This window comes from Ottowia sp., from assembly GCF_047975795.1.
Lineage (GTDB): Bacteria > Pseudomonadota > Gammaproteobacteria > Burkholderiales > Burkholderiaceae_C > Ottowia.
The window spans coordinates 21,246-39,962 of sequence record NZ_JBKEEE010000074.1 but is presented as its reverse complement, the minus strand read 5'-3'; the positions used below and the strand labels follow the sequence as shown (position 1 = coordinate 39,962).

Genomic DNA, 18,717 nt, shown 5'->3' with positions numbered 1-18,717 from the left:
CTTCATTTCCCCTTGGCCTTGAGGGCCGTATCCAGGCGCGGGTATACCCGGCGCGCGTTGCCCTCGAACACCTTGTAGCGCTGCTCGGGCGTCAAATTGGGCGTGACGGCGACGTAGCGCTTGGTGTCGTCGTAGTAGTGGCCCGTCGCCGGGTCGATGCCGCGCACGGCACCGATCATCTCGCTGGCGAACAGGATGTTGTCCACCGGGATCACCTTGGTCAGCAAATCAATGCCGGGCTGGTGGTAGACGCAGGTGTCGAAAAAGATGTTGTTCAGCAGGTGCTCTTGCAGCAGGGGCTTTTTCATCTCTTGCGCCAGGCCGCGAAAGCGCCCCCAGTGGTAGGGCACGGCACCGCCGCCGTGAGGGATGACGAACTTCAGCGTCGGGAAATCCTTGAACAAGTCGCCCTGCAGACACTGCATGAAAGCGGTGGTGTCGGCGTTCAGGTAGTGCGCACCGGTGGTGTGAAAGCAGGCGTTGCAACTGGTGCTGACGTGCACCATGGCCGGGATGTCGTACTCCACCATCTTCTCGTAGATGGGGTACCAGTGGCGGTCGGTCAGCGGCGGGCTGGTCCAGTGGCCGCCGGAGGGGTCGGGGTTGAGGTTGATGGCGACAAAGCCGTAGTCCTTGACGCACTTTTCCAGCTCGGGGATGCAGGTCTTCGGATCGACACCGGGCGACTGTGGCAGCATCGCCGCGCCGATAAAGTGGTCGGGAAACAGTTGCGAGACGCGGTAACACAGTTCGTTGCAAATGGCCGCCCAAGTGCTCGAGACTTCAAAATCACCAATGTGATGCGCCATAAAACTGGCGCGCGGACTGAAGATGGTGAGGTCAGAGCCGCGCTCTTTCATCAGTTTGAGCTGATTGGCCTCGATCGACTCGCGCAACTCGTCGTCGCTGATCTTCAGGTCGGCCACCTTGGGCTTGGCCGCCTGGTCTTTGACGCCGGCAATCTGCTGGTTGCGCCAGTTTTCCAGCGCTTTGGGCGCAGTGGTGTAGTGGCCGTGGCAGTCGATGATCATGCCGTTGTCTCCTGAATAGAGGTGTTGGGCTCGCCCGCAGGCACCATGCCCTGCCGACGCTTGGCCGCATCGGCCTGACCGCTGCCCATGAAATGCAGCACGCGGCGAGCGTCGTCCGTGCGGGCCGAGCCTGCGGCAATGCCGCCTGAAAACGTGGTGGTGATCTGAATGTCCGGCGGCAGCTGCCCTGCGATGTCGATGCCAGGCAGGTGCATCAGCTCGCTCAGTTGCTGAAAGCCCAACGCCACATCGCCTTGCGCCACCAGCGTGCCCACAGGCGTGCCCGCGGGCGCTTGCACCAGGCGAGATTGCATCTGCGGGGCAATGCCCCAGCGATCGAACAGCTTGAGCAATGCCGTGCCACTGGGGCCGGTGGAATAACCCACCGAGGGCGCGGCCAGTACGGCGCGCCGCACGGCATCGCTGGTGCTTAAATCGGGTTGCTGGGCACCGGCACGCACCGCCACCGCAACGCTGGAGTGCACCAAATCCACCTTGCTGCCTGCCAGCAGGTGCCCGGCGGCTATCAATTTGTCGATGGCGTCCGAGGCCAGAAAAACCAGATCGAACGCCTCACCCTCACCCGCCTGCACCCGGCGGGCCGCATCCACGCCGCCGACTGACTCGATGCTGATGGGCACGCCACCCGAGTGCTGCCACATGGCAGCCAATTCAGCCAGCAACTGGCGCGTGGCCATGGATGAAATACCGCGCAGCGGTGCGCTCATTCGTTCGTCTCCTCGATGATTGGGCAGCCTGATTGTTGGCGGACGGGCGGCCTGTGTTGTGGTTCATTATTTGAAACCAAGGCGTTATCGACAAGCGGCTTGACTGACTATCTGATATATCAAATCAGCATATCATGCAGCTGATGCAATAACCTAGGGCGATGTCATGGATTTGAAGCAACTGGCGTACTTTGTGCGTGTGGCCGAGCTGGAAAGCTTTACCCGCGCCTCGCAAGCGCTCAACGTGGCACAGCCCGCGCTGTCGCGGCAGGTGCGGCAGTTGGAGGTGGAGTTGCGGCGAAACCTGTTGGTGCGCAACGGGCGCGGTGTATCGGTGACCGACGGCGGTGCGCTGCTGCTGGCGCACGGGCGGGCCATCTTGCATCAGGTGGCACGTGCACATGAAGAGTTGGCCAGTGCACGCGGCGGCCTGGCGGGCCGGGTGGCCGTGGGCTTGCCGCCCAGCGTCGCGCGCGCCTATGCCGTGCCGCTGGTGCGGGCCTTTCGCGCCCAGTTGCCTGAGGCTGAGTTGAGCATCACCGAGGCTTTGAGCGTGGCCACGCGCGATGCGCTGATGGCCGGGCGGCTGGACATTGCCGTGCTTTACAACCTGCGCTCGGCCGACGGGCTGGACGCCAGCCCCTTGATGTCTGAAGAGTTGGTGCTGGTACAGGCCAGAGAGAAAAATGCGGGCGCGGCCAGGCGCACACAGGCCCGACGCATCTCATGGAAAGCGCTGGCCCAGTTGCCTATGGTGATTCCCACGCGCCCGAACGCCATCCGCATGCAGATGGAAGCCGTGCTGGCTGCCGAAGGACTGGGTTTGCAAATTGCGATGGAAATCGACGGCATTCCCGCCATTTTGGAGCTGGTGGCCGAGGGGCTGGGCGCGGCCGTGCTGACACGGCATGCGGTACTCAGCGCGGCTGACCCGGCGGCTTACACCATGCGTGCCCTGGGGCCATCGGGTCTGCACGTGCAGGCGTGGCTGGCCACCAGCGCGCAGCGCCCTATTACCCGCACGCAACAGGCGGTGGTCGATCTGCTGCGTCAGGTCATGGGGTCAGACCATTCGCGCGTTGATGGCCCGTAGCCATCAGCCAACCTGCCGCGCATGCGCCAGCAATTCCATGGGCAGGCCGACGTAATTTTCGGCCAGTGCCGTCGAGGCGGCGTGCGATTCGACCAGATAGCCCAACTCGGCTTCCTGAATCTTCTGGCCAAACTCACCGGTTTCAGGAAAGCGGTGCATCAGGGATGTGAACCACCACGAAAAGCGCTCGGCCCGCCAGACGCGGCGCAGGCAGCGCTCAGAGTAATGGTCAATGCCCAGGCTGCTGCCTTCGCGGTAATGCTCGATCAGGGCGTCGAACAAAAAGCCCACGTCGGATGCGGCCAGATTCAAGCCCTTGGCCCCCGTGGGCGGCACGATGTGCGCCGCATCGCCGGCCAGAAACAGGCGACCGTGGCGCATTGGCTCGGCCACAAAGCTGCGCAGCGGGGCAATGCTTTTTTCAATCGAAGGGCCGGTGACCAGGCGCTGGGCGGCTTCGGCGTCCAGTCGCAGGCGCAGCTCATCCCAGAAATGCTGGTCGCTCCAGTCTTCGACCCGTGTGCCGTCGGGCACTTGCAGGTAATAACGGCTGCGGGTTTTGCTGCGCATGCTGCACAACGCAAAGCCGCGCGGTGTGTTGGCGTAAATCAACTCGTGCGATACCGGCGGCACATCGGCCAACACGCCCAGCCAGCCGAAAGGATAAACACGTTCGTAACGGCGCAGCACTGATGGGGGAATGGTGCGGCGGCTCACTCCGTGGTAGCCGTCGCAGCCGGCGATGAAGTCGCATTGCAGCGTCTGCGCCTGACCGTCTTTGACGTAATGCACTGTGGGAGAGGGGCTTTCAATGCCTTGCAGCTGCACGTCTTTGGCGTCGTATACCGTGGTCAGGCCAGCGCCTGCGCGGGCTTGCATCAAATCGTGGGTGACTTCGGTTTGGCCATACACCGTCACGCGCTGGCCGCCCGACAGTTGGTGCAAATCGATGCGGTGGCGTTGGCCCTGAAACAGCAGCTCGATGCCATCGTGTGGCAAGCCTTCGGCATGCGCGCGCTGGCCCACGCCTGCGATGTCCAGCAAATCGAGTGCCACTTGTTCCAGCACGCCCGCGCGAATGCGGCTCAGCACGTGTTCGGCGCTGCGGTGTTCCAAAATGATGTTGTCGATGCCTGCGGTGTGCAGCAATTGGCCGAGCAGCAGACCGGCCGGGCCTGCGCCGATGATGGCAACCTGGGTTTTCATGTGTTGTCTCCGTTGGGTGGTTGGAATCAAGTCATCACGATAGGCAAACGGCCCACGCTTGAACAGCGAGGTTTGCAGCTTTTGCGCGATCATCGCTCAGTGTGTGCGATGATCGCGCAAATGATGAATGCCGTGTATGCCAATTGCTGACGCCGATTTCATTGCAGGCATGGCCAAGGGCATGGCCGTGCTGGAAAGCTTTGACACCCAGCGCCAGCGCTTGAACGCCACCTTGGCCGCGCAGCGCGCCGGGCTGACGCGCGCGGCCGCACGCCGTCACCTGCTCACGCTGGCGCACCTGGGCTATCTGGAAAGCGACGGGCGCTATTTCTGGCTGTCGCCCAAGGTACTGCGCTTTTCCGGCAGCTATCTGGCCACCGCGCGGCTGCCGCGACTGGTGCAACCCATGCTCAACCAATTGGCGTTGGCCACGCGGCAAGGGCTGTCGGTGGTGGTGTTGGATGGCGCTGAAGGGGTGATCGTCGCGCGTGGCCTGGTGCACAGCGCACCCGCGCAGCAGGCGGCGGAACTGTCTGCTCAGGGCCTGCACCTGGGCGCACGGCTACCCGCCCACGCCACCTCCACAGGCCGGGTGCTGCTGGCGGGGCTGAGCAGTACAGAGTTGCGCGCCTGGCTGGCACGCCATCCGCTGCCCCGGTTGACGGGCCAAACCATCACCACGGCCAGCGCACTCAAAAAAATCATTGCGCAAGTGCGCCAGCAAGACTGGTGTTTTGCCGCCGACCAACATGAACTGGGCGTGCAGGCGCTGGCTGTGCCACTGCGCGACATGCAAGGTCGCGTGGTGGCGGCGCTGAACGCCGTGGCGACCGGCACAGTGGTTGACCCTGCCGATTTTCAACGTACCCTGCTGCCGCATTTGCAAGAAGCTGCGCGGCAGATGCGTGCACAACTGTAGTCATCACCGGACACGCTGCATGAACGCTTCTTTCGCACACGCTGCATCATCCAAAGTCTTGGTCATTGGTGCTGGCCCGGCCGGGTTGATGGCGGCCGAGGTGCTGTCGCATGCGGGCGTATTGGTCGACGTATTCGATGCCATGCCTTCAGCCGGACGCAAGTTTTTGTTGGCCGGACGTGGGGGCTTGAACCTGACCCATTCCGAGCCGCTGGCACCGTTCATCGCCCGCTTTGGCGCGTACACGGACGATCCGACCTGCGCGGTGGTGGGTGACTGGCTGCACCGCTTTGGGCCGCAAGCGGTGCGTGACTGGGCCGCAGGGCTGGGGGTGCAGACTTTTGTGGGCACTTCAGGCCGGGTGTTCCCTGTCGAGATGAAAGCGGCCCCGTTGTTGCGCGCCTGGCTGCACCGGCTGCGCAATCCACAGGCGCACGGTGCGCCGCCATGTGCAGCGCCGGTGCGCTTTCACATGCGGCACCGCTGGGTGGGGTGGAAAGCAGGCGGTGGGACTGATCCAGTCGCTGATCATGCTAATTCTTCAGGCATTACAAGCCAATTCGTCTTTGAGCAGGCGACCGGATCCGTGCACCGGCAAGCAGCGGCAGTGGTTCTGGCGCTGGGCGGTGCCAGTTGGCCACGATTGGGTTCGGACGGGGCCTGGGTGCCGTGGCTGGCACAAGCGGGTGTAGACATTGCACCGCTGGTGGCTGCCAACTGCGGCTTTGACGTCAGTGGACGCTGCTTGCCCGATGGCACGGCGCGCGTCGGCTGGTCACCTTATCTGGTCGAACGCTTTGCAGGTCAGCCACTGAAGAACGTGGTGCTGTCGTTCGTGGACAGCCTGAGCCAGCGCTTTGTGCGGCGTGGTGAATTCGTGCTGACGGCCACTGGTGTCGAAGGTAGTCTGATTTATGCCGCCAGCCGCTGGTTACGCGACGAGATCGGACGCACGGGCCGTGCCACCATGCACCTCAACCTGCTGCCCGACCGCACAGCGGCCCAAGTGTTGGCCGCCGTGACCCATCCGCGCGGCAGCCGCAGCCTGTCGTCGCACTTGAAAAGCCGCCTGGGCCTGAGCGCCGTGCACATCGCGCTGCTGCATGAGGTGTTGACGCCGGATCAACTGAAAGACCCTGCGGTTCTGGCGCAAGCCATTGCTGCCTTGCCCATCACCTTGCATGCGGCGCGGCCCGCGCAAGAAGCCATCAGCACCGCAGGCGGCGTACGTTGGTCAGCGCTGACGCCGGATCTGGAACTGCGCGCCTGCCCCGGCGTGTTTTGTGCTGGCGAAATGCTGGACTGGGAAGCCCCCACTGGCGGCTACCTGCTCACTGCCAGCTTGGCCAGCGGGGTGCGCGCCGCACAAGGGGTGCTTAAAAAGCTGGCGGCATGATGAGTGATGGGCACCGGGCGGGTTGGTGGCTGGCCCTTGGCCCTTGAGTGTTTGGGGTGCCTTTAGTGCTTGGTGGCTCCCCGGCGTTCGCCGGTTGTTTTTTTGGCGGGCGCAGCAGGTGCTTCAACACTAACGCCGCCCGCCACCGCTTCGTCTTCGGTCAGGGGCACGGGCTGGCGTTCCAGGGCGATTTCAAGCACCTTGTCGATCCACTTGACGGGGATGATCTTCAAACCCTTTTGCACGTTGGCCGGAATTTCCTGCAAATCCTTGGCGTTTTCTTCAGGAATCAGCACGGTTTTGATGCCGCCGCGCAAAGCGGCCAGCAGCTTTTCTTTCAGGCCGCCAATGGCCGTGACTTCGCCGCGCAGGGTGATCTCGCCCGTCATGGCGACATCGCCGCGCACGGGAATGCCGGTGAGTGCCGAGACGATGGCGCAGGTCATGGCCGCGCCGGCGCTGGGGCCGTCCTTGGGCGTGGCACCGTCGGGCACGTGGATGTGCACGTCTTTTTTCTCGAACACTTCGTCCTTGATGCCCAGACTGCGGGCGCGTGAGCGCACCACGGTGCGTGCGGCCTCGACCGATTCCTTCATCACGTCGCCCAACTGGCCGGTGCGTTGCACGTTGCCTTTGCCGGGCATGGTGGCCGCTTCGATGGTGAGCAGATCGCCCCCCACCTCAGTCCAGGCCAGACCAACCACCTGCCCCACCTGGTTTTGCTGCTCGGCCCGACCGTAGGTGAACTTGCGCACGCCCAGAAAATCGTTCAGGTTGTCGGACGTGACCTTGACCTGCACTTTCATCTGCTTGAGCTGCAAACCTTTAACCACTTTACGGCAAATTTTGGACAGCTCGCGCTCCAGCGATCGCACACCCGCTTCGCGCGTGTAGTAGCGCACGATGTCGCGCACCGCGTCTTCGGCCACGGCCAGTTCTTCGTCTTTGACACCGTTGTTTTTCATCTGCTTGGGCAGCAGGTATTTGATGGCGATATTGGTTTTTTCGTCCTCGGTGTAGCCCGACAGGCGAATCACCTCCATGCGGTCCAGCAGGGCAGGGGGGATGTTCATCGAGTTGCTGGTGGCCACGAACATCACGTCTGATAAATCGAAATCGACCTCGACGTAGTGGTCGCCAAAGGTATGGTTTTGCTCTGGGTCGAGCACTTCCAGCAGGGCGCTGGACGGGTCGCCCCGAAAGTCCATGCCCAGCTTGTCAATCTCGTCCAGCAAAAACAGCGGGTTGCGCGTGCCGACCTTGTTCAGGCTTTGCAGCACTTTGCCCGGCATGGCACCGATGTAGGTGCGGCGGTGACCGCGAATTTCGGCCTCGTCGCGCATGCCGCCCAGAGCCATGCGCACGTATTTGCGGCCAGTGGCCTTGGCCACCGACTGGCCGAGCGAAGTCTTGCCCACGCCCGGTGGCCCGACCAGACACAGGATGGGGGCCTTGACTTTGTCCACGCGCTGCTGCACGGCCAGGTATTCGAGGATGCGGTCCTTGACCTTTTCCAGCCCGTAGTGGTCTTCGTTCAGCACGCCTTCGGCAAAGCCCAGGTCGTGCTTGATCTTGGTCTTCTTGCTCCAGGGCAGGCCCACCAGCACGTCGATGTAGTTGCGCACCACGGTGGCCTCGGCCGACATGGGCGACATCAGTTTGAGTTTTTTCAGCTCGCCCTCGGCCTTCTTGCGCGCGTCTTTGGGCATGCGGGCGGCCTTGATTTTTTTCTCGATCTCTTCAATATCCGCGCCTTCTTCGCCTTCGCCCAGCTCTTTTTGAATGGCCTTAACCTGTTCATTCAGGTAAAAGTCGCGCTGGTTTTTCTCCATCTGGCGCTTGACGCGGCCGCGGATTCTCTTGTCGACGTTGAGGATGTCGACCTCGCGCTCGAGCTGCTCGAACAGGTTCTCCAGCCGCCCCTTCACGTCGACCAAATCCAGCACTTGCTGCTTGCTTTCCAGCTTGAGCGGCAGGTGGGCGGCAATGGTGTCGGCCAGGCGGCCAGGCTCGTCAATGCTGGTGATCGAGGTCAGGATTTCGGGCGGGATTTTCTTGTTGAGTTTGACGTACTGGTCAAACTGCTGCATCACGGCGCGGCGCAGGGCCTCGACCTCGGGCGTTTGGGCCGCATCCGCATCCACTTCCAGCGGGGTCACGGTGGCTTGAAAATGGGTTTCGCCGTCTTCGATGTGGGTAACGGTGGCACGCTGCTGGCCTTCGACCAGCACCTTCACCGTGCCGTCGGGCAGCTTGAGCATTTGCAAGATGGTGGACACGCAGCCTACCTCGAACATGTCGCCCACGGCGGGTTCGTCCTTGGCGGCGGTTTTTTGCGCCACCAGCATGATGCGCCGGTCGGCAATCATGGCCGCTTCCAGTGCCTTGATGCTCTTGGGACGGCCCACAAACAGCGGGATCACCATGTGCGGAAATACCACCACATCGCGCAAGGGCAGCATGGGCAGGTCGATCGGTATAGCAGGCAGGGGAGTGGTGGCGGACATGTGCAATCCTTGGGTATCAAGTTAGGCCAGATAAGGCCTCACAGCCACATTTTCAACCACGACCACAGACGGATATGCCGGTGGGTCAGGATGAAAACGCCGTATAAGACACGTACAGCGGGTTGATGCTATCAAAAATATAGCTTCTTACGCTTTGTGTACCAGCGGTAAAGCTGGTTTTGCATATGAAATTCAAGCCTTTTTGGCGGCTTCGCGGTACACCAGCAGCGGGGGCTGGTTGTCGTCGATGGTAGTTTCATCCACCACCACCTTGGCCACATTGGCGGTATGCGGCAGGTCGTACATGGTGTCGATCAGCGCCTGCTCCAAAATGGAGCGCAAACCGCGTGCGCCGGTTTTGCGCGCCAGTGCCTTGCGCGCGATGGCCTTGAGGGCCGAGAGGCGAATTTCCAGCTCCACGCCTTCGAGTTGCAGCAAGCGGCCATATTGCTTGACCAGCGCGTTCTTGGGTTCGGTCAGAATTTGCACCAGCGCGTCTTCGGTCAGCTCGGCCAGCGTGGCGACCACCGGCATGCGGCCGATCAGCTCGGGGATGATGCCGAACTTGATCAGGTCTTCCGGCTCCACTTCGTGGAACACCTCGGTCAGCGAACGCTGCTGCTTGCTGCGCACCGCAGCGCCAAACCCAATGCCCGATGATTCGGTGCGCGCCTCGATCACCTTTTCCAGCCCGGCAAACGCGCCGCCGCAGATGAACAGGATGTTGGTGGTGTCGATCTGCAAAAAATCCTGATTGGGATGCTTGCGCCCGCCCTGTGGCGGAATGCTGGCCATGGTGCCCTCGATCAACTTGAGCAGCGCCTGCTGCACGCCTTCGCCCGACACATCACGCGTGATGCTGGGGTTGTCGGCCTTGCGGCTGATCTTGTCGATTTCGTCGATGTAGATGATGCCGCGTTGAGCGCGCTCGACGTCGTAGTTGCAGCTTTGCAGCAGCTTGCTGATGATGTTTTCGACGTCTTCGCCCACGTAACCGGCTTCGGTCAGCGTGGTGGCGTCGGCCATGACGAAAGGCACGTCGAGCTGGCGTGCCAGCGTTTGCGCCAGCAGTGTTTTGCCCGAGCCGGTGGGGCCGATCAGCAAGATGTTGCTTTTGGCCAGCTCGACATCGCCGCCTTTGGCGTCATCTTTGTGTTTCAGGCGCTTGTAGTGGTTGTACACCGCCACGGCCAGCGTGCGCTTGGCTTTTTCTTGCCCGATGACGTAGTTGTCGAGGTTGGCCTTGATGTCGGCCGGGGTGGGCAGATCGCTCTTGCTGTCGCCTGCGGCCGACTCCGCAGGCACTTCCTCGCGAATGATGTCGTTGCACAGGTCGATGCACTCGTCGCAGATGAACACCGAGGGACCGGCGATCAGCTTTTTCACCTCGTGCTGGCTCTTGCCGCAAAACGAGCAGTAGAGCGCTTTTTCGCTGGAAGAAGAACCCTTTTTATCGGCCATTAGTTTGCATTTTCAACATGGATCGGCGCATGATAACCAATCATGCAGGCACTGCCACCGCACGCCGTTGTCATCAGCCAACGGCGGCGGGGCAGGGTGGGTGCCGATGCGCTGGCCTTTGCATCAGGGGCGCTGGGCGATCACCTGATCGACCAGGCCGTAATCCTTGGCTTCGTCGGCGGTCATGAAATAGTCGCGCTCGGTGTCGCGCTGCACTTTTTCGTAATCTTGCCCCGTGCGCTCGGCCAGGATGCGGTTCATCTGCTCTTTGGTGCGCAAGATGTCGCGGGCATGGATTTCGATGTCGGTGGCTTGCCCGCGCGCGCCGCCCAGCACCTGGTGGATCATGATCTTGCTGTTGGGCAGGCTGTAGCGTTTGCCCTTGGCACCGGCGGCCAGTAAAAAAGCGCCCATGCTGGCGGCAAAGCCTAAGCACATGGTGGATACGTCGGGTTTGATGAACTGCATGGTGTCGTAGATCGACATGCCGGCCGTGACACTGCCGCCGGGTGAGTTGATGTACAGCGAAATGTCTTTGTCGGGGTTTTCGCTTTCCAGAAACAGCAGTTGCGCGACCACCAGGTTGGCGGTTTGGTCGTTGACCTCGCCGACCAAAAACACCACGCGCTCGCGCAGCAGGCGTGAGTAAATGTCGTAAGACCGCTCGCCGCGCCCGGACTGCTCGATCACCATGGGGATCAGGCCAAGATTCTTTGGGGTGTCAAATTCGCTCATGAAATCTCCATAGGGGTCTCGTCAAACAAGCAAATGGGGCTGGAACCGCCTGATTCCAAGCCCCATCACGGTCGCCTTGAAAAGGATCAGGCAGGCTGCTCGCCCATCAGCTCGTCAAAGCCCAGGGTCTTGTCGGTCACTTTGGCCTGGCCCAACACGTAGTCGGTGACATTGTTTTCCAACACCATGGCTTCCACGTCGGCCAGGCGGCTATTGTCGGCGTAGTAATAGCGCACCACTTCGTCAGGCTTTTCGTAGCTGGCGGCCATTTCTTCCACTTGGGCGCGAATCTGCTCGGGTTTGGCTTGCAGGCTTTGCGCCTTCACCAGCTCGGCCAGTACCAGCCCCAGGCGCACGCGGCGCTCGGCCTGTGGGCGGAAGTTGTCTTCGGGAATGGGCAGCTTGTCCACGTCCTTCATTCCACGCGCTTTCAGGTCGGCGCGCATGTTGTCGACCATGCGGTTCAGTTCGGCCTGCACGCTGGCCTTGGGCAAATCCAGCTCGGCCTTGGCGGCCAGCGCGTCCATCACGGCCTGCTTGTTGCGAGACACGACGCGGTTTTTGACCTCGCGCGCCAAATTGTTGCGGATGTCGTTGCGCAGCGCCTCGACGGTGCCGTCTTTCACGCCCAGTGACTTGGCCAGTTGCTCGTTCACCTCGGGCAGGTGGGCGGCTTCTAACTTCTTGATGGTGACCATGAAGTCGGCCGTTTTGTCTGCAACGTCCTTGCCGTGATAGTCCTCGGGGAAGGCCAGCGGGAAGGTCTTGCTTTCACCCAGCTTCATGCCGCGCACAGCTTCCTCAAACTCTTTCAGCATCTGGCCTTCGCCGACCACGAATTGAAAGTCTTCGGCCTTGCCGCCGTCAAATGCTTCGCCGTCGATCTTGCCCGCAAAATCCACCGTCACGCGGTCGCTTTCTTCCGCCGCCGCGTCTTTGGCGCGCTGGGCAAAGCTGCGGCGCTGCTTGCGCAGGATGTCGATGGTGCGGTCGATGGCCTCGTCGGTCACGTCGGCGCTGACTTTTTCGATCTCGGCGCTGGTTAAATCGCCGATCTTGACCTCGGGGAAGACCTCGAACACGGCGTCAAAGCTCACCTGTCCTTCAGGTGCGCCTTCTTTTTCGGTGATGGTGGGCTGACCCGCTACGCGCAATTCGGCCTCGTTGGCGGCGGTAAAGAAAGCCTCTCCCACCTTGTCATTCATCACCTCGTACTGCACCGAATGGCCGTATTGCTGCGCCACGATGCTCATGGGCACCTTGCCGGGGCGGAAACCGTCCATGCGCACGGTGCGCGCCAGCTTGCGCAGGCGGGCATCGACTTCGTTCTGGATCGTTTCGACGGGCAGTGTGAGCGTGATCTTGCGCTCCAGCTTTTCCAGGGTTTCCACATTCACGGCCATGGTTGTTTCTCGTTCCTCAAGTTGATATCTGGTGCGCGGGGGGGGACTCGAACCCCCACACCATTGCTGGCGTCAGGACCTAAACCTGGTGCGTCTACCAATTTCGCCACCCGCGCGCTGCAAAGCTATGGTTCTGGACGGCTGTCAACTCAAGGCTGCGCCGCCCATGGGAATTGGGCGAACCCAAGATTTTACCCTGCTGCCGTCAACGCGCCGCTTGCCTGTGGTCTTGGCTTTACGCCGGTGTTTCTGCCGCAGTGTTTGCTGGGGTTTCACGCTTGATCCTGAACCACGCCGCGTACATGGCGGGCAGCGCCAGCAGCGTCAGCGCCGTGGCCACGATCAGCCCGCCCATGATCGCCACCGCCATCGGCCCCCAGAACACGCTGCGCGACAGCGGAATCATGGCCAGCACGGCAGCGGCCGCTGTCAATGCGATGGGGCGCAGCCGCCGCACGGCGGCCTCGACAATCGCGTCCCACGCGGGCACGCCGCGCGCGCGATCCTGTTCGATCTGATCGATCAAAATGACCGAGTTACGCTGGATCATGCCCATCAGGGCAATCACCCCCAGCAGCGCCACAAAGCCAAATGGCCGGTTGAGCGCCAGCAGAGCAGCCGCCACCCCCGCAATGCCCAGCGGGCCGGTCAGAAACACCAGCATGGCGCGGCTGAAACTTTGCAGTTGCAGCATCAGCAGTGTGAAGGTGATGAACAGCATGGCCGGTACGCCCACCGCGATGGAGCTGGATCCCTTGCTGCTTTCTTCCACCGCGCCCGCCACTTCGATGCGGTAATCAGGGTGGCCCGCCTGTGCCCATTGCGCCTCCAGCTCGCGCAAGGGCGGCAGCAGCTCGTCGGTGACGGTGGCGCCTTGTAGACCCTCGATCACGTCACCCTGCACGGTGATGGCGTATTCACGGTTTTCGCGCCACATCACGCCGTATTCCCAGGCCATCACGGGCCGGGCGATTTGCGTCAGCGGAATGGGTTTGCCGCTGGCCGTGGGCAAGTAGGCGTTGGCCAGATCGGTGATGGCGTCGCGCTCAGGCAAAGGCTGGCGCAGCACGATGTCGATCAGCTTGTCGTCCTCGCGGTACTGGCCGATGGTGGTGCCGCTGAGCATCACGCGGCCCGCCTGTGCGATGGACTGGCTGCTCACGCCCAGCACGCGCGCTTTGTCCTGGTCGACCTCCAGCCGCACCACCTTCACGGCCTCGTTCCAGTTGTCGTTCACACCGCGCATGTTGGGGCTGGCGCGCATGGCGATTTTCACTTCATTGGCATAGGTGCGCAGTTGCACCGGATCAGGCCCGATCACGCGAAACTGCACTGGATAGGCCACCGGTGGCCCGCTGGGCAGCAGTTTGATGCGCGCGCGCGCTTCGGGAAATTCTTGCGCCAGCATGGCGGGCAGTGCCAGGCGCAGACGCTCGCGCTCGGCCAGATCGGTGGGCTGTACGATGAACTGCGATACGTTGGTTTGCGGAAACACCTGGTCCAGCGGCAAATAAAAGCGCGGCACGCCCGAGCCGACCCACAGCGTGGTGCTGGTCACGCCAGCTTCTTGCGCCAGGCGCGCTTCCACGCGTTTGGCCACTTCTTCATTGGCGGCAAACGAGGTGCCTTCCGGAAACCACAAATCCACCAGAATTTCTGGCCTGCTGGAATCGGGGAAAAACTGCTGCTGCACCTTGCCCATGCCCACCATGCCCAGCGCGAACACACCTGCGGTGGCGGCAATGGTGATCCAGCGGTGCGCTACGCACCAGTTCACGGTGCGGCGAAAGCGCTCGTAAAACGGGGTGTCGAACAGCTCGTGCGGTTCTTCTGCGGCGGCCGGGTCGTTGTTGTTCAGCGCCTTGGCGCGTGCGGCCAGCACGTGCGGCGGCACGCGCAGCAGCAATTGGCCCAGATAAGGCACAAACACCACCGAGCACACCCAGCTCACCAGCAGCGCCACCACCGTCACGGCAAAGATGGCAAAGGTGTATTCGCCCGTGGTCGACTTGGCCAGGCCAATAGGCAGAAAGCCTGCCGCCGTGATCAGCGTGCCCGTCAGCATGGGCATGGCGGTGATCTCGTAGGCGAAGGTGGCGGCGCGGAACTTGTCGTAGCCTTCTTCCATCTTGCGCACCATCATCTCTACCGCAATGATGGCGTCGTCCACCAGCAGGCCGAGTGCGATGATGAGCGAGCCGAGCGAAATTTTGTGCAGCCCAATGCCCCAGTACTGCATGGCCAAAAAGGTCATGGCCAGCACCAGCGGGATGGTGATGCCCACCACCAGACCGGGACGCCAGTCCAGCGTCCAGCGGCGCCAGAACAGCAGCGGGTGCGGGTTGTGTCCAGACCGCTTGTGCAGCCCCAGTGACAAAAAACTCACCCCCAGCACAATCACCACCGCCTCGATCAACACTTTCAGAAACTCGTTGACGGAAGTGGCCACGGCCTGCGGCTGGTCTTGCACCTGCACCAGCGTCACGCCCAGCGGCAGTGTTTTTTCAATCGCTGCACTGCTGGTCTTGAGCGCCTGACCCAGCGCAATGATGTCGCCGCCCTTGGCCATCGACACGCCCAGCGCAATCACCTCGCGCCCGTCCACGCGTACCTTGGTTTGCGGCGGGTCGACGTAGCCACGGCTGATCTCGGCAATATCGCCCAGCCGCAGTTGATGGCCTGTGGCACCACGGATCGGCATGTCGCGCAGTTGCGCCACGTCGTTGAACTGTCCGTGCACACGCACCTGCACCACGTCCAGCGGGGTTTGCACTGCGCCTGCCGATTCGATGGCGTTTTGCGCGCCCAACTGGTTCAGTACCTGGTTCAGATCCAGCCCCAGTTGGGCCAGGCGGCGTTGCGATATTTCAACGAACACTTTCTCGTCTTGCACGCCAAACAGCTCGACCTTGGCCACGTCTTGCACGCGCAGCAGTTGCTGGCGCACATCGTCGGCAAAGTCCTTCAGCTCGGCGTAGCTGAAGCCATCGCCCGACAGCGCGTAGATCACGCCGTACACGTCGCCAAATTCGTCGTTGAAAAACGGCCCCTGAATACCTTGCGGCAGGGTGTAACTCATGTCGCCGACTTTTTTGCGCACCGTGTACCACAACTGCTGTATCTCTTTGGGCGGCGACGAGTCTTTGATCTGGAAGATGATTTGCGATTCGCCCGGCTTGGAGTAGCTGCGGATCTTGTCCGCATAAGGCACTTCTTGCAGCGTGCGCTCCAGCTTGTCGGTGACCTGCTCGGCCACCTGCTGCGCGGTGGCCCCCGGCCAGTAGGTGCGCAGCACCATGACGCGGAAAGTAAAGGGCGGGTCTTCGTCCTGCCCAAGCTGAAAGTAGGCCGCCACGCCCAGCACCATCAGCACCACCATCAGGTAGCGCGTCAGCGCCGTGTGCTCCAGCGCCCAGCGAGAGAGGTTGAAACTGCTTTTCGGCTCAGCCGCCAGGCCGCCCTGGCCGGGCGCGGTAGGTTGCGTGCTCATGGGGCGTGCTCAACGTGAAGCGGCAGGGGCGGTGGATGTAGCGGCAGCCATCGGCAGTGTTTCAGTTGCTACATTTTTTATGGCATCCAATGATTGGCTACTCTGCTCAGAAGCTGTTTTTGGCTTGTAAACCGACACCTTTTGTCCCGGTGCCAGTACATGCACGCCGCTGGTCACCACCTGCATGCCCGGCTGCAAGCCGCTGCCGATCACGGCTGCGTTGCCATCTGCGGCCACCACCTGCACCGCCTGCAAACGCACGGTGCTGCTGTCTGGGTCAAACACCCACACGGCCGAGCCTTCACCTTCGCGGCGCAGTGCTGACGTGGGCAGCTTGATGGCCGCTGCGCTTGCCACACCGGCTGTGTCGGCGCGGCCCGGCAGCACCTGCACCGTGGCCCCCAGCGGCGGGGCTTGGCCCGCCAAGGCCACTTTGACGGTAAAGGTGCGTGTGACGGGGTCAGCGCTGGCGGCCACCTCGCGCACCGTGCCGCTCAGGCGCGCATCGTCCGACCAGGTGGTTACCTCCACTGGCTGGCCCGTGCGCACTTCACCCACCCGGTCTTCAGGCACGGCAAACACCGCGTCGCGTGGGCCGTCCTGGGCGATGCGTACCACCGGCGTGCCGGCAGCGACCACCTGGCCCACCTCGGCATCCACGCCAGTCACCACGCCATTGGCGTCGGCCACCAAGCTGGTGTAGCGCGCCTGGTTGCCCTGGGTAGACAACTGCGCTTGCGCCTGTTCCAGCGTGGCCTGGGCAGATTGAAGCTGCGCCGTGCGGCGCTCGATCTCGGCCCCGCTGATGAAACCCTGGTCGCGCAATGACTGATAGCGCTTGAGATCAGCCGCCGCCAGATTGCGTTGCGTAGCGGCTGAGTTGACCTGCGCCCGCGCTGCCGCTGCAGCCAGTTGGTAGTCGCGCGCATCCAGTTGCGCCAGCACCTGCCCGGCGCGTACGCGCTGACCCACTTCAGCCGCGCGCTGGGTGATCTTGCCCGCCACCCGAAAGCCCAGGCGCGATTCCACCCGGGCCTGCACTTCGGCGGCGTATTCGTGGCTGGCCGTCAGGCGCTCAGTCCCCACGGTGATCAGCTTGACCGCGCGCTCCGGCTCAGGCGGCGGTGGCGGTTTGTCGCAGCCGACCAGCAGCGCCGCCCCTGCCATGCCCATCACCGCGCCTGCCGCAGCAGACAGCGCACGTCGCCTGGCAGTCCATTGCCCATTTTTGTTTGTTTGCACCGCAAATCCTGTGAGTGTTATTAATGACTGACTGGTTAGTAATTTATGTGAGCCGATGCTGGGCTGTCAAGAAATCCTTGTCATTTCGGCATCTTCTGTGGCTTGTACGGCTTGAGACGGATGTGAGGCGGATGCCCATGAAAAAACCCGCCAGGATCGAGGGGATCCCGGCGGGTTGGGGCGGAGGGCGCGGCGCTTTACTGGCGCACGGCTTCCACGGTGGCGATGATGCGCACGTCCTTGCCGGTCACCATGCCCATGCCGTAACCCAAATCGAACTGGGTGCGGTCAATGGTGGCGTCAAATTCGCCGCCGCACACTTCGCGCTTGAGCATGGGGCTTTGGTAGCAGTTGAACTGAATGGCCTTGAGCGTTACCGGATGGGTTTTGCCTTTGATGGTGAGTTGCCCATCCACCGATGCGACCTTGTCGCCGTTGAAGTTGAACTTGTCGCCGACGAACTTCACCGTAGGAAATTTTTCGGCATCGAAGATGTCGGGGCTTTTCAGGTGCTTGTCAAACTGCGCCACGCCGCTGGAGATGGAGTTGACGTCGATCGTCAGCTCCACACGGCCGGTTTTGGCCGCAGCGTCAAACTGGATCTTGCCTTCTTCCTTGTCGAAGCGGGCGCGGTTGATGCTGGCACCGAAGTGGCTGATTTCAAAGGCGGCGGCGGTGTGCGTTGGCTCGGTGACGTAATCGGCAGCTTGGGCCGACGTGGTAGCAACGGCCAGCGCAGCAGCGGCGGTCAAGGCGGTGAATACATGGCGCATGGAAAATTCCTTTCAAGGTTGAGGGGTGAGGAAAAGCGACGGTTTTAAGCTGCTGTTTTGATAGCTTTCAGCGCAGTTGGTTCTAGCGCTGAAGGTTAATTTTGTTCGTTAAGTTTAACCAAATGTGCCCAACCGGTCAGAGTTTGCCCATGCCAGTCAGCACCAGCTTGAACTTGACCTGCACCTGGTCGGCCACCATCGACGTGTCGGCCCATTCTTCCTCGCCAATCTTGTAGGTCAGGCGCTGCATGTCGAACTGCCCGCTGGCGGTGGTTTTGGCCCCGCTTTGCGTCAGTTGCACCGGCACCGTCACATCGCGGGTCTGCCCTTTGATGGCCAGTTGTCCGGTGACCTCGAACTTGCCCGCACCCAATGCCTTCACGCTTTTGGACTGGAACACGGCCTGCGGAAACTTCGCCACGTTGAACCACACGGGCTTGGGCAGCTCGGCATCGGTTTCTTTGACGCCCAGTGTGGCGCTGCCGGTGTCGACGGTGATCTTGATCTGGGCCGCTGCGGGTTTGGCGGGGTCAAACGCCACCTGAGCGGCAAATTTTTGAAAATGCCCGTCCACCGGCACGCCCATCTGGTGGCTGACAAAGGCGATGCTGCTTTCGGCGGGCACCAGTTGCTGCTGCGCCAGCGCGGGTGCGGTGGCCAGCAGTGCGGCAGCGCCCAGCAGCCAGGGGGCAAATTGGGTGGTGGGCTGGCTCATCATGATCATGGTGTGGTT

Annotated in this window: 14 protein-coding genes and 1 tRNA gene; 3 read left to right on the top strand and 12 right to left on the bottom strand. The window is 62.1% G+C overall.

Annotation, left to right across the window (positions count from 1 at the left end; genetic code table 11):
* Positions 1–2: 2 nt before the first annotated feature.
* Positions 3–1,031 (bottom strand): amidohydrolase family protein, encoded by a 1,029-nt coding sequence (locus ACK5NW_RS11230; RefSeq protein ID WP_416928053.1) that lies wholly within the window; start codon positions 1,029–1,031, stop codon positions 3–5.
* Positions 1,028–1,759 (bottom strand): substrate-binding domain-containing protein, encoded by a 732-nt coding sequence (locus tag ACK5NW_RS11225; RefSeq protein ID WP_416928050.1) that lies wholly within the window; start codon positions 1,757–1,759, stop codon positions 1,028–1,030. Before ACK5NW_RS11225 ends, ACK5NW_RS11230 begins: the two co-directional genes overlap by 4 nt.
* A 166-nt stretch (positions 1,760–1,925) precedes the next feature.
* Between ACK5NW_RS11225 and ACK5NW_RS11220 the strand changes: the two genes are divergently transcribed.
* Entirely contained in the window at positions 1,926–2,852 is a 927-nt protein-coding gene (locus ACK5NW_RS11220) for a LysR substrate-binding domain-containing protein (protein WP_416928048.1), read from the top strand.
* Between the two features lie 3 nt (positions 2,853–2,855).
* Here ACK5NW_RS11220 and pobA read toward each other — a convergent pair whose 3' ends face one another.
* Entirely contained in the window at positions 2,856–4,058 is a 1,203-nt protein-coding gene (gene pobA, locus ACK5NW_RS11215; protein WP_416928046.1) for a 4-hydroxybenzoate 3-monooxygenase, read from the bottom strand.
* Between the two features lie 136 nt (positions 4,059–4,194).
* On the opposite strand from pobA, the gene ACK5NW_RS11210 reads away from it, so the two are divergent.
* Together ACK5NW_RS11210 and ACK5NW_RS11205 are read left to right on the top strand one after the other, a co-directional pair.
* A complete protein-coding gene (locus ACK5NW_RS11210) occupies positions 4,195–4,977 on the top strand; it encodes an IclR family transcriptional regulator domain-containing protein (protein WP_416928044.1) in 783 nt (260 codons plus the stop codon).
* Between the two features lie 19 nt (positions 4,978–4,996).
* Positions 4,997–6,373, top strand: coding sequence for an NAD(P)/FAD-dependent oxidoreductase (locus ACK5NW_RS11205; protein WP_416928042.1), 1,377 nt, complete (start codon positions 4,997–4,999; stop codon positions 6,371–6,373).
* Positions 6,374–6,435: 62 nt separating this feature from the next.
* On the opposite strand, the gene lon is transcribed toward ACK5NW_RS11205, so the two are convergent.
* The 9 genes from lon to ACK5NW_RS11160 all read right to left on the bottom strand — a co-directional run bounded on the left by lon (position 6,436) and on the right by ACK5NW_RS11160 (position 18,699).
* Positions 6,436–8,880 (bottom strand): endopeptidase La, encoded by a 2,445-nt coding sequence (gene lon / locus ACK5NW_RS11200; RefSeq protein WP_416928040.1) that lies wholly within the window; start codon positions 8,878–8,880, stop codon positions 6,436–6,438.
* A 192-nt stretch (positions 8,881–9,072) separates the two neighbouring features.
* Positions 9,073–10,341, bottom strand: coding sequence for an ATP-dependent Clp protease ATP-binding subunit ClpX (gene clpX, locus ACK5NW_RS11195; RefSeq protein ID WP_416928038.1), 1,269 nt, complete (start codon positions 10,339–10,341; stop codon positions 9,073–9,075).
* 123 nt (positions 10,342–10,464) lie between these two features.
* On the bottom strand, positions 10,465–11,076 hold the full coding sequence (clpP, locus tag ACK5NW_RS11190; protein WP_416928036.1) for an ATP-dependent Clp endopeptidase proteolytic subunit ClpP: 612 nt from the start codon (positions 11,074–11,076) through the stop codon (positions 10,465–10,467).
* Positions 11,077–11,162: 86 nt separating this feature from the next.
* The gene (gene tig, locus ACK5NW_RS11185) at positions 11,163–12,479 is read right to left on the bottom strand and encodes a trigger factor (protein WP_416928034.1); all 1,317 of its coding nucleotides are present in this window, start codon (positions 12,477–12,479) and stop codon (positions 11,163–11,165) included.
* Between the two features lie 29 nt (positions 12,480–12,508).
* Positions 12,509–12,595: transfer RNA gene (locus ACK5NW_RS11180), tRNA-Leu, on the bottom strand.
* A gap of 119 nt (positions 12,596–12,714) precedes the next feature.
* Positions 12,715–15,969, bottom strand: coding sequence for an efflux RND transporter permease subunit (locus ACK5NW_RS11175; RefSeq protein WP_416928032.1), 3,255 nt, complete (start codon positions 15,967–15,969; stop codon positions 12,715–12,717).
* A 9-nt stretch (positions 15,970–15,978) separates the two neighbouring features.
* Entirely contained in the window at positions 15,979–17,136 is a 1,158-nt protein-coding gene (locus tag ACK5NW_RS11170; protein WP_416928075.1) for an efflux RND transporter periplasmic adaptor subunit, read from the bottom strand.
* A 272-nt stretch (positions 17,137–17,408) separates the two neighbouring features.
* A complete protein-coding gene (locus ACK5NW_RS11165) occupies positions 17,409–17,984 on the bottom strand; it encodes a YceI family protein (protein ID WP_416928030.1) in 576 nt (191 codons plus the stop codon).
* A gap of 136 nt (positions 17,985–18,120) precedes the next feature.
* Positions 18,121–18,699: a YceI family protein gene (locus tag ACK5NW_RS11160; RefSeq protein ID WP_416928028.1), complete on the bottom strand. Its 579-nt coding sequence runs from the start codon at positions 18,697–18,699 to the stop codon at positions 18,121–18,123.
* Between the last annotated feature and the right edge of the window lie 18 nt (positions 18,700–18,717).